The organism is Halobaculum sp. MBLA0147 (assembly GCF_041361345.1).
Classification (GTDB): domain Archaea; phylum Halobacteriota; class Halobacteria; order Halobacteriales; family Haloferacaceae; genus JAHENP01.
Genome location: NZ_JBGKAD010000001.1, coordinates 1988776 through 2003364, shown reverse-complemented (window position 1 = coordinate 2003364; position 14589 = coordinate 1988776). Strand labels below are relative to the sequence as shown.

Genomic DNA, 14589 nt, shown 5'->3' with positions numbered 1-14589 from the left:
ATGGACACAGCGTGTGACGACGTGACGACGGACGAGGCATCGGTGTTCGACGACGAGACGCGACGCGACCTCGCCGGGCGAGCGCGGTCGCTCGCGGCGCGACTCCGCGACCCGGACGCCGCGGTCCCCGCCGAGACGGACGGACCAGACGCCGACGCGGCCCTGTCTGCGTGGCGGGAGTCGGTGGGTGGCGAGGCGGCGTTCCAGACGCGACTCGATCGACTCGGACTCGACGAGGCGACCTGTCGACGCCGGATTCGGCGGCGACGACTGGCTCCGGACGAACCGCTCCCCGACTGGATCGCGACGGTCGAGGCACTCGCGGCACACGTCGCCGACACCGATCCGGCGACGCTGCCCACGCGACTCGACGAAGAGACGCCAGACGCCGGGCCGACGACGCTCCCCGGTGACGGAGACCGCTGGTTCGGGCGACTGTCGGCGGCCGTCGCGACGTTCGCTCGCGAGCGCCTCCTCGCCGACGACACCGCGGCGGCGGTGTTCGACCGGTCGAGTCTCGGTCCGGCAGCCGAGTGGCTCCGCCTCCGATTCCAGCACCACTTCGTCCGGCCGCTGTACGTCGAGGCGAAGACGTTCGTCGCCCGTCGGGACCGAGCGCGTGCCTTCGCCGATCCGGACGACGTCGACGATCCGCCGACGGAACACTACGAGGCGTTCGTCGCGGACCTCTTCGACGGGGGGTTCGTCGACTGCTGTCTGGAGTACCCGGTGATGGCGCGACTCCTCGCGACGCAGGTCCGCCAGTGGTGCACGCAGTTCCGCGAACTGGCCACACGGATCGAGACGGATCGCGAGGCACTCGCGGAGACGTTCGGCGGCACAGTCGAGGGAGACGCCGACGGAGCCGACGGCACCGGGACCGAGCCCGGCGCCGAGGGAGCCGGCGACGGCGACGCGTTCGGGCGGGTGCTCGCAGTGCGTCCGCTGGCGGACGACACACACCACGACGGGCGCGCGGTGACGGCGGTCACGTTCGCGAGCGGGACGGACGACGCGTCGACGGTGGTGTACAAACCGCGCTCCGTCGAGCCGGAGGCGGCGTTCGCGGAGTTGCTCGATCGGCTGGACGACACACTCCCGTCCCCGTCGTTCCGCACCCCGACACACCGCTCGCGGGACGGGTACGGCTGGGTCTCGTGGGTCGACGCCGACGAGTGTACCGACGAGGCGGCGGTCGACCGCTACTACCGGCGTGCGGGCCGCCTCGCCGCCGTCGCGTACCTGCTCGAGTTCACCGACTGTCAGTCGGAGAACCTCCTCGTCGCCGGGGAACACCCGGTCCTCGTCGACGCCGAGACCCTGGGGCACCCACACGTCCGCGTCGGACGACGACCGCGCCGCCGCTCGATGGCCCCGTTCGAGACGGACTCCGTCCTCTACACGACGCTGCTCCCGTTCGACGTGGCGAACTCCGCAGTCGGGGAGCTGTCCGTCGCCACCGCGGGGATCGGTGTCAGTGACGAGGCGACGGTGTTGAGCGACGTGACGGAGCCACGGGTGCGCGCACACGGGACCGACGTGATGCGTGTCGACGAGACGCCAGTGACCGTCGAGTCGGACACGACGCTCCCGACAGTCGACGGGGAGCCACGGCACCCGTCCGACTACCTGGACGCGCTCGTCGACGGGTTCGAGACGGCGTACGACCACCTGTCGGCGGCACACACGGGGGAGAGTGTGTCTGGGGACTCGCCGACGGCAGACACGTCGAGTGGCAGGTCTGGAGACTCGCCGACGGCAGACACGTCAGACACCGCGTCGCTCTCGGATCTCTCGGAGGCGGTCTCCGGGTTCGACACGCGGGTGCTCTACCGTCCGACGGTGCGGTACGCGTCGCTGTTGCGCTCGCTGTCGGCGCGCGACTGTCTCCGCAGCGGCGCGCGGTTCGGTGCGACCGTCGAGGAACTCGCGGCACCGCTGTGTGACGACTGCGTCGACGACCCGGTCCCGTGGGGGATCTACGAGGCAGAGCGTCGGGCACTGTGGCGACTCGACCCCCCACGACTCACCGTCCCGGCCGGGGAGACGACGGTCCACCACGACGGGGAGCCACTCGACGCGAGCGTCGACACGGCCGGTGTCGACCGCGTCCGCGACCGCCTCGCGGCTGCCTGCCCCGCGGACAGACGCGAGCAGGTGGAACTCCTCCGTGCGTCGTTCGGTGCCTCGCCGTCGGACGTGTCGACGCGAGTGCGTGCGACCGACACGGAGCCGCGACCCGTCTCGGACGAGCGACTCCGCGAGACGGCGAGCCGACTGTTCGACCGGGTGCTGTCGGCGGGGACCGTCGGGCCAGACGGGGTGCCACACTGGAGTTCGCCCGCGCCGACCGGCGAGCGTGACCGACTCACACTCCGCCCGACGGACGAGTCGTTGTACGCCGGTCGGCTCGGTGTCGCGGTGTTCGCCGCGGCGCTGGCGCGCGTCCGTGACGACCGCCGCGCCGAGACCGTCGCGACGGCGGCGCTCGAACCGATCCGGACGAGGATCGGGTCTGAGGAGGTCCCGCCGTCTGTGACCGACCACGGCGGGACCCGAGGACTCGGCGGCGTCGTCTACGGCCTCGCCGTCGTCGGCGACCTCCTCGACGACGCCACGGTGATCGACGACGCGATCGCCGCGGTCGACGCCGTCGGACTGGCTGATCACGGGGCCCTCGACACGCCCACCCCGGGCGCCGACGCGGGCGAGCCGCGCGACGGCACGCTCGGGGGGAGCGCCGACACGGCCGACGACGGACCACTCGCAGACACGCCGCTCGCCGCCCCCGAGAGCGTGGACGCGACGGACGGGCTCGCCGGGACGCTGTCGGGACTGCTCGGCCTGTACGAGCGCCGGTCGGACCCCCGGGTGTTGGCGGCGGCCCGGCGCTGTGGCGAGGCACTCCTCGACCGTCGCGTCGCGGCGCCCGACGGGACGCCGGTGTGGGACACCGGCCGCGGAGACCGGCCACTCTTGGGGTTCGCACACGGACTGGCCGGCGTGACGTACCCACTCGTGCGACTGAGTGCGGCGACCGACGACCCGCGGTTCCGGCGGGCGGCGTTGCCCGCGCTCCGGTACGAGTCGGCCGCCTACGACGAGACGGCGGCGAACTGGCCCGACCGTCGTGCCGTCGGGTCGGCGTTCCCGGACCGCTGGTGTCACGGGCGGACCGGGATCGGACTCGCGCGACTCGCGGCGGCGCGGTACGCCGACGACGAGCCGGTCGTCCGCGACGCGACCCGCGCCGTCGAGGGCTCTCTCGGGACCGGACTCGCGGGTGTCGACAACCTCTGTTGTGGGACGGCGGGCCGCGCGTCGCTGCGGCTCGCCGCCGCCCGTGCGGACGCGCTCCCGGCCGCGACACGCGGTGCGGCCGACGGCACCGCTCGCCGCCTCCTCGGCGGGACACTCGCTCGCGCCGACGCGGTCGGCGCCTACTCGCTGCCGGCCGAGACGGACGCCGTCACGGTCCCGTCGCTGTTCGACGGACTCGCAGGGATCGGGTACGCCGCACTGCGCGTCACCGCACCCGACACGCTCCCGTCGCTGCTCTCGTGGGCGTAGGTGGGTCGCGGCGGCGCGTTCCGTCGACCCCCGGGGGGTCTGGGGGTGATTGCGGGTCGACGGAAACAGTTACGTGGGATGGGGCAGTACGGGTGCTCAAGTGCCCGGTCAGGGCACGGTTCCAGACGAACCCGTTGTGGGGTTGAAGCGCGACCGCCAGCCCACCCGGAGGGACGTGGACCGCCGGTTCCAGACGAACCCGTTGTGAGGTTGAAGCCTCAAAAAGGGGACGGCAGATATCGATCAAGCGACTGGTTCCAGACGAACCCGTTGTGGGGTTGAAGCCGGCTCACGCCCTGGGCGCGTCGCGATCGGCCAGAGTTCCAGACGAACCCGTTGTGGGGTTGAAGCCCGCTCCACACGGCGCAGTCCGTCGCGCCCGATCTCGTTCCAGACGAACCCGTTGTGGGGTTGAAGCCTCAACAGCGACCATCCCCACGCCAGTGGCCCGGTTCCAGACGAACCCGTTGTGGGGTTGAAGCGGTGTTTCGGCGTACCACATGGGGTACTTAAAGCCCCGTTCCAGACGAACCCGTTGTGGGGTTGAAGCGACTGTAGACGGCGACTGTCTCCTCGTCGGGCGGGCGTCCCAGACGAACCCGTTGTGGGGTTGAAGCGACGTACTCGTCGCGCAGTGCGGTCATACCGTCGTCGTTCCAGACGAACCCGTTGTGGGGTTGAAGCTCGTCGTCGTCGGGGTCATCCAGTTCCTCACCGGGAGTTCCAGACGAACCCGTTGTGGGGTTGAAGCATAAACCGCTCCTCGTCGGCTTGGGACCACCGGAGGGGTTCCAGACGAACCCGTTGTGGAGGTGAGGCAGCCAGAAGCGGGGCGGCCGCGAGACGGTGGAGCGCTCCAGCCGACCCCGTCACGGGAGCGCCCCCGACACGACTCGTCCCGCGACCGACGGCACGCAGCGCCGGTGATCAGGCCTCGTTGGCCCACGCGACGGCGGCCGACAGGGAGTTGAACGTCTGGATCTCCTGGGACACGTCGAGGTTCGCGGAGACGGCGTGGGCCTTGATCCCGTCGGAGACGAAGGCGATCCGCTCGATGTCGGCCTCCTCGGCCTTCGCGCTCCACTCCGTCGCCAGGTGCTCTTGGGTCTCGCGGCCCAGGTTCACCCCGTCGCCGAACTCCGTCACCGCGCCGGAGATCCCCGCCCGCGAGGCGTGGTCGAGCCACTCGGACTCGACGGCGTCCATCTCTTCGACCTCGCCGTCCCACGCGGTCAGATCCTGCACGACGACCTCGCCGTCGATCTCGTGACTGAACGCGAACGGGACACCACTGGACCGCGTCGAACCGACTGCGCTGGCTCGTGACATACACGGACCGACGCACCACGGCACCCTACAACCCGGTGCTAACATGTTCGTCCCACTCGTCGACAGCATCTAACAGAGAAGAGACGGGAGGATCGGACACCGCCACACGGACACCGCCGGTCACCGCGAGCGCCGACACACGAGGCGGATACACCGACGACCGGGGAGCGGCTCGTGTGCCGGTAGAGACTACGAACGGGCTTTTAGCCACCGGTACGCTCTTTGTCGAACGATCCTACGCACCGCCGATGCCCTCCACAGACAGACGAACGGTGCTGACAGCCGCGGTACTGGCGGTGAGTGGGACACTCGCCGGGTGTAGCGGTGTGACGAGCGGTGGATCGACCGAGGCGACCGGCGGCGGTGCAGAGTCGGGGAGCGAGTCGACCGGAGCGACCGGGACCGAGAGCGGGCGGATCGCACTCGAGTCCGTCGTCACGGCCGGCGACCTCCCGTCGGGGACGGTGCCACTCCGCCGCGAGGGGACGGTCTCGCTGGTCAACTTCTTCGCCACGTGGTGTGGCCCGTGTAAGGAGGAGATGCCGGCGTTCCGGAAACTGCGTGCGAAGTACGACCCCTCACAGCTCCACATGGTGTCGGTCACGCCACAGGTGGACGAGGCGGCCATCGAGGCGTTCTGGGAGGAGTACGACGCGACCTGGCCGGTCGTGAGCGACGCGTCCCTCGCCGCCACACAGCGGTGGGACGCGGACAGTTACCCGACGAACCTCCTGTTCGAGCGGGACGGCGAGCCGGCGAGCGACACGGTGACCTCCGGGTGGCGCAGCGGTGTCAACGCGCGGTCGTTCGAGGAACTGGACGAGCTGATCGCACCACTCGTCGAGGAGGGTCGGTCGTGACCGGGCTGACCCTCGCCACGCTGGTGCCGCTCGCCTTCTCCGCGGGGGCGAGTACGTTCTTCGCGCCGTGTGCGTTCCCGTTGCTCCCGGGGTACCTCTCCTTCTTCGCCGAGCAGTCGACGGGCGCGACCGCACCCGACGGCGGCGACGTGGCGAGTCGGAGCGCCTCGCCGCTGGCGCGGGCCGGACGAGCGCCGCTGGAACGGCTCCAGCGGCCGGTCGCACGAGCGCTCGTGATCGGTGTCGTCGCCAGTCTCGGGATGGTGGTAGTGTACGGCGTCCTCGCGGGCACCGCGGTGACGGTGGGTGCACGGGCGCTGGCCGACGTGTCCGTCTTGGAGCTCGTCGTGGGCGGTGTGTTCCTCGTCGGCGGCGGACTCATGGCGACCGGGTGGACGCCGAAGCGGACTCCCGTCAGTCTCCCGGAACGACGCCGTTCGATCGGCGGCGTGTTCGTGTTCGGTGTCCTCTACGCCGTCGCGGCCGCCGGGTGTACGGCGCCGCTGTTCCTCGCGGTCGTCGTCAAGGGGATCTCGGTCGGCCCGGCCGCCGGTCTCGGTGTCGCGGTGGCGTACGGTGTCGGGATGGGGAGTGTGATGCTCGGCGTCGCCGTCGTCTCGGTGTTCGGGTCCACGACGCTGCGTCGTCTGGGCGGGTACACCGGTCGCCTCCACCGCGTGACCGGCGTGTTGCTCGCACTCTCCGGGGTGGCACAGGTGTACTACTACTTCCACGGCTTCGCGGCGGTGGTGCCCGCGTGATCGACCCACGTCGCGTCGCCGCGCTCGTGCTCGTCGCGGCGCTCGTCGTCTCGGCCGGCTGTGCGGCCGTCCAAGACGCCACCGGGGACCGAGCGTCCGACGCGGTCGAGGGGCCACCGCCGGGCGTCTCTACGGAGAACGTGACGGACGCCACGGCGCTGGTCGGCGCTCACGTCGACGCACTGTCGAACCGGTCGTTCACGGCGGTCGTCACGAGTGAGCGACGCTCGCCGGGCGACGAGGAGACGATCTCGGCGACGCGTCAGCGGTGGCGACTCGACCCGACGGGGACGGTCCGTGGGACGTGGTCGTTGCGCGTCCGCGAGGCTCCGTCGAGTGAGGGAGACGACGCGGCGCCACAACGCCCCACGCGGATGGTGTCGTGGCGCTCGGGTGACACGACGTACCGCCGGGTCGAGAACGGGAGCGTCACCGTCCGGTCGGTGCCGGTGTCACAGACGCGTGTCCGTCTCGCACCGGCACTCTCGCGGCGGTCGATCGTCGCGCTCGGCGACGCTCGGAACGTCTCCGTCTCCCGGACCACCGTCGACGGCGCCACACGGTACGAGATCACCGGCGACTTGCCGGACACTCGGTTCCGCTCGAACCGGACGGTGACACTCTCCGTGGCGCCGAGCGGACTCGTCAGAGAGATCCACGTCACCTACCGGAGCGAGTTCCGGTCGGCGATCGCCGTCGAGCGGACCGTCCGCTTCACCGCGATCGGCGAGACGACGCCGGAGCGCCCCGACTGGGCCGACGGCACGACGAACGCCACCGGCTGATCGGCGACCGAGCACGGGCTGGGCGTGAGGAACCCGACCCGTCGCCCGTCTCGACACGCTCCGACGAGCCGAGACGGCAGCGCCGACCGCACTCTGTGGCTGTGGTTCGGCGACAGGGTCCGGGACGGTACCCCCGGAACTCACTCGCGGAGTTCGCGCACCCGCTCGACGTTCCACGCGAAGCTCTTGCCGTCCTCGGTGGGCGTCTCCAGTACGAACGGCAACTCACGCAGGTCCGGGTGGTTGACGATCCGGCGCATCCCGGCCTCACCGATCTTCCCCTCCCCGACGTGTGCGTGTTCGTCCTTGTTCGTCCCGCAGCCGTGTTTCGAGTCGTTGAGGTGGAGACAGTGGAGGTGTTCGAGGCCGACCACGTCGTCGAACTCGGCGACCGTCTCGTCGACACCCTCGGGTGTCGAGAGGTCGTAGCCGGCCGCGAACGCGTGGGCGGTGTCGACACAGACGCCCAACGCCTGGTCCGACCGCTCCAACACGGCCGCGAGGTGTTCGAAGTCGCCGCCGAGCTTCGTCCCCGACCCGGCGTCGGACTCGACGAGCACCGTCACGTCGTCGGGCACGTCGAGTTCGTCCAGGGCGCTGGCGGCGTTGTCGAGCCCCTGCTCGACACCCGCGCCGGTGTGGGCGCCGAGGTGGACGTTGACGTACTCGACGCCGAGTTTGGCGGCGGCGTCGACCTCCTTCTGCATCGAGTCGATCGACTTCCGCCGGAGGTCGTCTTTCGGTGTACAGAGGTTGACGAGGTACGACGAGTGGATCACCCACGGGCCGACGCCGTTGTCGGCGGACCGCTCGCGGAACTGTGCGGCCTCGTCGTCGCCGATGTCCGGGTCCTGCCACACCTGCGGACTGTGGCTGAAGATCTGGCCGCAGGTCCCACCGATCTCCACCTGCTCGTCGACCGCGTTGTACGCGCCGCCCGCGATGGACGTGTGCGCACCGATCTGGACGCTCATGCGAGTGTGGTAGAGCGGGACTCTCAAAGCGGCGTCGGTCGCGGCGTGTCGGTGGTCGCGTGTCGGCGTCTCGTCGTCCGACACTCGTCGGTGGCGGAGGAGTCTCTCACCCTCGTCACCGCAGTGCGTCGTCGAACCACGTCCGCGTCGCCGCCCACGCCGTCTGCCGGCCCGCGGCGTGTGCTCCGGGTGTACCACCGCGTGCGACCCGGTCGTCCGGGCCGGCGGGCCGCCACGTCGTCGGCAGGCCGGGCGGTCCGAACGCGTGGCCGGCGTCGTGGTACACGCGGTGGTCGACGGGGAACGTCACGTCGCGGGCGTCACACCGCGCGAGCAGCGCCTCGCCGGCCGCGGTCGCGGGCCAGGTGGCGTCGTCGGTCCCCGACAGCCACAGGACCGGTGTCCGGATCTGCTCGGCTGAGATCGTCGCCGCCCGCCGTCGCTCTCGGTCCGTCGCCGCCACCATCGCGTGGAACGCCGTCCGGCGGTCGCTCGCTCCGCCGGTCGACGACGCGAACCGATCCGGCGGCGCGTCCGGGACCGCCGTCGTCGCCACCGGCTCCCCGTCGCGCGTCCACGGTGCCGTGTCGCCCCCGGCCGGGAACACGTGGAGACTCCCACTGTCGACGACGACGGCGTCGACCGACACGTCCGGCTCGCTCGCCAACAGCGCCGCGAGTTGCCCACCCATCGAGACGCCGTACAGGCCGACCGACCCGGTCGTCGCCGGGTGTGCTCGCAGCCACCGCACGGCGCGCCGGGGGACGGACAGCGGCACCTCGACGGGTGTCTCCGGGAGGTCGTCGACGCCGAGGTACTGCAGAGCGAACGCCACGTAGCCACGCGAGGCGAGCAACGCCGCGTGTCGGCGGAGCGGGACGCCGCCGCTCCCGTGACACAACACCACTGCCGGGTGCGGGCCGTCGCCGGTCGGGGAGTAGCAGTGCCCCGTCGGTGGCTCGACCGGCGTCTCCGACGGACCGCTCGTCCCCGCACCCCCATCCGACCTCCCGGAACGCTCGCTGGGCTCGTCACCGTCGTCTGCGTCCTCCCCACCGCCGACGTGTCGGTGGGTGACTCCCCGCTCGTGGACGACGGTGGTGGTCGTCGTGGCCGTCGCCACCTCCCGTCCCGCCTCGTCGCGGACGACGGCCCGGTAGCGGCGCTCGTGGTCGCCGTGGGGTGCCGTCGGGAACCGTACCGGGTCGCCGTCGACCGGCGCGAGCGCCCACGCGAGTCCCGCAGGCGACGGGTCGGTCTCGTCGGCGTCGACCGGATCGTGTGCCGCGAGGTCGACGGCGCCGTCGACCGGCCGGTACCTCCGGCTCGCACGCCACGTCTGCCCGGTGTGATCCGTCGCCGTCAGGTCGACGACGACCGTCGTCCCGTCGGGGACACCCGTCGCGCGCGGTCGAGCCCGCTCGTCAGCGAGCAGCGTCTCCGGCCCGTCGAGTCGGACCGCCGCTGCCCCGCCCGTCTCCGTCCCGTCGGTGGGTCTCTGCCCGTCCGCCTCGTCCCCGTCGCCGGTGTCCTCGCTCGTCACGCGAACCGTGTAGCGGCCGCGAGCGCAAATATTCTTTGTGTATCCAAGAGAAAACTACTCACTTACAGAGTCGAACGCCCGGGATTTCAACGTTGGGGTCGAACCGGCTCATCCGAACGCTACCGGTCGGTGCTCGCGAGTGGTTCGCGCGTCTGCCGAGCGGCCGCGTCGACCACTCGCCGGTCCGCCGGCGTGTCTCGGGACCAGCGAGTGCCCGTCGCGTTTTTGTCGGCGTGGGGCGTCGGTCGGGACGATGACGGACCCCGACACGCTCGGCGAGCGGTTCGAGACGCTGGAGACGGACCAGTTGCCGGAGAGCGTCGACCGAGCGGCCGTCGAGCGGCTCTCGACGGTCGCGTACCTCCTCGACGAGTGTATCGAACTCCCGGGTGGCGTCTCCGTCGGGCTCGACCCGCTGGTGAGCGCGGTGCCGGGCGTCGGGGACGCACTCTCGACGGGGCTCTCGCTGTACGTCGTCGCGGAGGCGGCGTACCTCGGCGTCTCCTACGGGACGGTCGTCCGGATGCTGGGTAACGTCGCCGTCGACACCGTCGGCGGGTCGGTCCCCGTGGTCGGGATCGCCTTCGACGCGCTGTGGAAGACGAACCGCATGAACCTGGAGTTGCTCGTCGCCGACCTCGCGGACGACGGAGCGGGCGCGGACACGCCGGGCGAGACGGCGGTCGAGGGCGCGACGGGCGAGGACACGGCGACCGGCGACGCCGACGACACGGACACGACCGACGGTCACGGGGACCCGGCGACGACCGATCACGACGACACGGCGACGGAGGTCGTCGAGATCGCCGTCACTGGGCCGGACGAGTGACGAACCGGTCCGTCGGCTCGGCCGATCGACTCCACAGGTTCGACCGAACCGCTATGCTGCTGGCGCTCCTGAGACGACACGCATGACACAGCGACCGGAGGCGGCGGCGGGTGTGGCGGACGCGGATCTCGACGGGACGACGGCGCTCGTGACGGGATCGACGAGCGGGATCGGCCGCGAGGCGGCACTGGCACTGGGGCGACTCGGAGCGGAGGTGTTGGTCCACGGCCGCGACGAGGCGGCCGGCGAGGCGGTCGTGACGGAACTGGAGGGTCTCGGCGCGGACGCGCGCTTCCTCCCGGCGGACTTCGCCGACGTGGGTGCCGTCCGGACGCTCGCGGATGTGGTGAGCAGTCACGTCGACGAACTGGACGTGTTGGCGAACAACGCGGGCGGCTACTTCCGCGAGGGGCGCCTGACGGACCTGGGCGTCGAGTACACCTTCCACGTCAACCACCTCGCCGGCTACCAACTGACGGCGGATCTGCTCCCGGTGTTGGCCGACGACGCGCGCGTCGTCACCACCTCCTCGGCGGCCCACCGCGGCGACCAGATCGACCTCGACGCCGTCGAGTCCGTCGACGACTACAGCTCCTTCGGCGCGTACCAGCGCTCGAAGCTCGCCAACGTCCAGTTCACGGCCGAACTCGGCCGGCGGTTCGAGGCCGCGTCGGGGACCCGGACGGCCAACTGTCTCCACCCGGGCGCGATTCCGGGCAGTGGGTTCTTCCGGTCGCTGCCCGGTCCGCTCCCGCGACTCGTCAAGTCACTCGGGAGACTCCCGTTCGTCACCTCGCCGGCGGACGGCGCGGCGACGTTGGTGTACCTCGCCGTCGCCGACCGCGTGGCCGACACGACGGGCCGCTACTTCGCCGACTGCGCTCCGGAGACCCCCGCGGATGTCGCCCGCGACCCCGAGGCGCAGCGGCGACTGTGGGAACGCAGTGCCGACCTCCTCGGGATCGACGAGCCGCTCGCCCAGGCTGTCGCGACGGACGCGGACGCCGACCCCGCTCGCGCCGACTGAGGCCGGTCGTCCCGACCACCCTGCCCGCGCCGACCGAGGCAGATCGTCCCGACCACCCCACTCGCACCGACTGGGGCCGGCCGTCACGACCGCCCGACTCGTCTCCGGTCGAGGGGCGTTTCGTCCGGCGACGCCAGCGTCTCCCACGGCGAATCGGAACACACTCGGGGCTCGCCGGGGGAACGCGGGTATGGATCTGACCGACCGGCGGATTCTGGTCACCGGCGGTGCAGGGCTCATCGGCTCGCACCTCGCGGCTCGACTCGCGGCGGACAACGACGTGGTCGTCGCCGACGACCTCTCGAAGGGGGCACGCGACCGCGTCCCCGAGGCCGCGACGTTCGTCGAGACGGACGTGACGGACCCCGACGACGTGGCGGCGGTCCTCGACGAGTCCGTCGACACCGTGTTCCACCTCGCGGCGATCACGGACACGAACTTCGACGACGACCGCGTCATGTTCGAGCGGAACACGGAGATGACACACACCCTGCTGGAACGAGCCCGCGAGGTGGGCGTCGACGAGTTCGTCTTCACCTCCTCCTCGACGGTGTACGGCGAGGCGCCGCGTCCGACGCCGGAGGACTACGCCCCGCTGGAGCCGATCAGCGTCTACGGCTCGAGCAAACTCGCCGACGAGGCGCTGCTGTCGACGTACGCCCACAGCTACGGGATCCAGTCGTGGGTGTTCCGGTTCGCCAACATCGTCGGCCCGCGCCAGCGCGGCACCGTCGTCCCGGACTTCATCGAGAAACTACAGGACGATCCGGAGACGTTGACGATCCTCGGCGACGGCCGCCAGGAGAAGTCGTACCTCCACGTCGAGGACTGTGTCGACGCCATCTGTCACGTCGTCGAACACGCCGACGCCACGCTCAACACCTACAACCTCGGGGCGCGGACGACCACCTCGGTCAACCGCATCGCCGACGTGGTGAGCGACGTGATGGGGCTGGACCCCGAGTACGAGTACACCGGCGGGGACCGCGGCTGGACGGGTGACGTGCCGAAGATGCGCCTCTCCGTCGAGAAGTTGGCCGCGCTCGGCTGGGAACCGCCGCGGTCCAGCGACGAGGCCGTCCGACGGGCCGCCGAGGAGCTGTACGAGGAACTGCGCTGAGACGGACGGCAGACACCGCCCGGTTTCTCCGACTCGCTCGCGTGCTCGGCCTCAGGTGCCGGTCCGCTCGTCGCTCACAACTCGACCGTCCGCTCGTCGCTCACCGCGAGATCGGTCGCCGCGAGTTCGCCGCGGATCGTGTAGCTGCCGGCCGGTGGATCGGGCCACTCCCCGTCGAACGTCGCCGTCTCGCCGGGTGCCAATTCGAGCGTACCCAGCGCCTGTCCGAACATCCGACCGGCAGACCACCGCCACACCTCGTCGCCATCGCGCGTCGCGACGAACTCGACGCGCTGTGCGTCGCGGAACTGTGCAGTGACCGGTTCGTCACCGTCGTTCTCGACGGCGAGTGTCAGTGCCAGCGCGCCGTCCTCGTGGCTCGTCGTCAGTGTCGCCGTGACCATACGCATCCGTCCGTCGCCAGCGACAAGAATTCACTGGGTACGTGCCGAAACCGTCGTCCGGCGGAGCCGTCGCTCGCGGGCCGTGGTCGAAGAAGTGTGTCTGGACACGTAGTGTCGGACGAGTCGTCCGACGCGTCTGCCCGATCAGGTGGAGTCGCTGGAGTCGAGACCGGCGGCCGCGGCGGCGTCGAGCAGCCCGTTGCCGGACTCGTTGCTCGCGAGACCGACGTCCTCGGCCGTCGAGGTGAGCGTCGAGCGGACCTCGCTGGCCGTCTTGCCGTTCGCCATCAGGATGCCGGCGGCGCCGGCGACGTGGGGACACGCCATCGACGTGCCGGAGTACTTCTTGTAGTCGCCGGTGATCGTCGAGAGCACGTCGACACCCGGCGCGGCGAGCTCGACCTCGGGACCGGTCGAGGAGAAGTTCGCGAGGGTGTCGCTGGAGTCCGTCGCGCCGACGGCGACGACCTCGCTGTAGGCGGCCGGGTAGCCGACACAGTCCGTACACGGCCCGGAGTTCCCGGCCGCGGCGACCAGGAAGACACCCTCACTCGCGGCGTACTGGACGGCGTCTTTCAGCGCCGAGGAGCCGCTGGAGCCACCCAGCGACATCGACGCCACGTCCCAGCCCTGGTTGGCGGTGTACTCGATCCCCGCGGCGATGTCCGAGAACGAGCCGGAGCCACACTTGCCCAGCACCTTCACGGCGTGCAGCGTCGCCTCCGTCGCGACGCCGACGACACCCTCGGTGTTGTCGACGGCGTCGGCGGTGCCCGCACAGTGGGTACCGTGGTTGTTGTCGTCGTCCCACGTCGCCTTACAGGTGTTGTCGGCGGGCTTGGCGCCGTACCGACAGCCGCCCTTCGTGCTACAGTCGACGAACGACTTCCCGCTCCCGAGGTTCGCCTGCAGGTCCGGGTGGTCGGCGTCGATCCCGGTGTCGATGATCGCGATGTCCGCGCCGTTGCCGGTGTCGCCGTTCGTCCGTGTCACGTCCGCGTCGACACGGTCGATGCCGTACGGCTCCGTCTCGCCGAGTGCCTGCATCGTCCCGTTCTCCTCGACGTAGCGGACGTTCGGGTTGTTCTCCAACCCGTCGGCGGCCGCCTTCGGCATCCGTGCGGTCCCCGCGTCGAAGTCGAACTCCCGTACGACTTCGTCGGACTTCCGGCGGAAGGCCCGTGCCCCGGCGTCGTTCGCGAACCCGACGTTCACTTCGACCTTCTCCCCCGGGTTCGCGGAGGCGAGCCCCGACACGCCCGCCGCGCCGGCCGCCGCCCCGATCGTACGCAGTGCGCCCCGTCGTGACACGTCACTGTCTGACATGCGACTCCGAGTCTGGGGCGACCCCACAAAAGATTTGCTGAATACAATTGCAGCTTTTCCA

Annotated in this window: 12 protein-coding genes and 1 CRISPR repeat array; of the genes, 7 read left to right on the top strand and 5 right to left on the bottom strand. The window is 70.9% G+C overall.

From position 1 onward, the window contains the following. Positions 1–3570 (top strand): type 2 lanthipeptide synthetase LanM family protein, encoded by a 3570-nt coding sequence (locus RYH80_RS09500; RefSeq protein ID WP_370903629.1) that lies wholly within the window; start codon positions 1–3, stop codon positions 3568–3570. Positions 3571–3688: 118 nt separating this feature from the next. Next, a CRISPR array of direct repeats spans positions 3689–4389; the repeat unit is 31 nt; unit sequence GTTCCAGACGAACCCGTTGTGGGGTTGAAGC. A gap of 108 nt (positions 4390–4497) precedes the next feature. Here the strand turns inward: RYH80_RS09500 and RYH80_RS09495 are convergent. After that, a complete protein-coding gene (locus tag RYH80_RS09495) occupies positions 4498–4899 on the bottom strand; it encodes a hypothetical protein (protein ID WP_370903628.1) in 402 nt (133 codons plus the stop codon). A gap of 248 nt (positions 4900–5147) precedes the next feature. Here RYH80_RS09495 and RYH80_RS09490 point away from each other — a divergent pair, with 248 nt between their 5' ends. Genes RYH80_RS09490 through RYH80_RS09480 form a run of 3 tightly spaced genes read left to right on the top strand, consistent with a single transcriptional unit; the run spans position 5148 to position 7305 of the window. Then, positions 5148–5759, top strand: coding sequence for a TlpA family protein disulfide reductase (locus tag RYH80_RS09490; protein WP_370903627.1), 612 nt, complete (start codon positions 5148–5150; stop codon positions 5757–5759). Next, positions 5756–6520 carry a cytochrome c biogenesis CcdA family protein gene (locus RYH80_RS09485; RefSeq protein ID WP_370903626.1) on the top strand — a complete coding sequence of 255 codons (765 nt, stop codon included), beginning with the start codon at positions 5756–5758 and terminating at the stop codon, positions 6518–6520. The genes RYH80_RS09490 and RYH80_RS09485 overlap by 4 nt, the downstream gene beginning before the upstream one ends. Next, positions 6517–7305 carry a hypothetical protein gene (locus RYH80_RS09480; RefSeq protein ID WP_370903625.1) on the top strand — a complete coding sequence of 263 codons (789 nt, stop codon included), beginning with the start codon at positions 6517–6519 and terminating at the stop codon, positions 7303–7305. The genes RYH80_RS09485 and RYH80_RS09480 overlap by 4 nt, the downstream gene beginning before the upstream one ends. 140 nt (positions 7306–7445) lie before the next feature. Here RYH80_RS09480 and RYH80_RS09475 read toward each other — a convergent pair whose 3' ends face one another. Continuing rightward, entirely contained in the window at positions 7446–8279 is an 834-nt protein-coding gene (locus tag RYH80_RS09475) for a deoxyribonuclease IV (protein ID WP_370903624.1), read from the bottom strand. Between the two features lie 115 nt (positions 8280–8394). Next, entirely contained in the window at positions 8395–9822 is a 1428-nt protein-coding gene (locus tag RYH80_RS09470) for an acyl-CoA thioester hydrolase/BAAT C-terminal domain-containing protein (RefSeq protein WP_370903623.1), read from the bottom strand. Between the two features lie 253 nt (positions 9823–10075). Here RYH80_RS09470 and RYH80_RS09465 point away from each other — a divergent pair, with 253 nt between their 5' ends. From RYH80_RS09465 to RYH80_RS09455, 3 genes are all read left to right on the top strand, one after another. Beyond that, positions 10076–10651, top strand: coding sequence for a DUF4112 domain-containing protein (locus RYH80_RS09465; RefSeq protein WP_370903622.1), 576 nt, complete (start codon positions 10076–10078; stop codon positions 10649–10651). An 82-nt stretch (positions 10652–10733) separates the two neighbouring features. Then, entirely contained in the window at positions 10734–11678 is a 945-nt protein-coding gene (locus RYH80_RS09460; protein WP_370903621.1) for an SDR family NAD(P)-dependent oxidoreductase, read from the top strand. A 190-nt stretch (positions 11679–11868) separates the two neighbouring features. Beyond that, positions 11869–12798, top strand: coding sequence for an NAD-dependent epimerase/dehydratase family protein (locus tag RYH80_RS09455; RefSeq protein WP_370903620.1), 930 nt, complete (start codon positions 11869–11871; stop codon positions 12796–12798). Between the two features lie 74 nt (positions 12799–12872). On the opposite strand, the gene RYH80_RS09450 is transcribed toward RYH80_RS09455, so the two are convergent. Both RYH80_RS09450 and RYH80_RS09445 read right to left on the bottom strand, forming a co-directional pair. After that, positions 12873–13202 carry a BsuPI-related putative proteinase inhibitor gene (locus tag RYH80_RS09450; RefSeq protein ID WP_370903619.1) on the bottom strand — a complete coding sequence of 110 codons (330 nt, stop codon included), beginning with the start codon at positions 13200–13202 and terminating at the stop codon, positions 12873–12875. Between the two features lie 144 nt (positions 13203–13346). Then, entirely contained in the window at positions 13347–14528 is a 1182-nt protein-coding gene (locus RYH80_RS09445) for a S8 family peptidase (protein WP_370903618.1), read from the bottom strand. Positions 14529–14589: the final 61 nt, after the last annotated feature.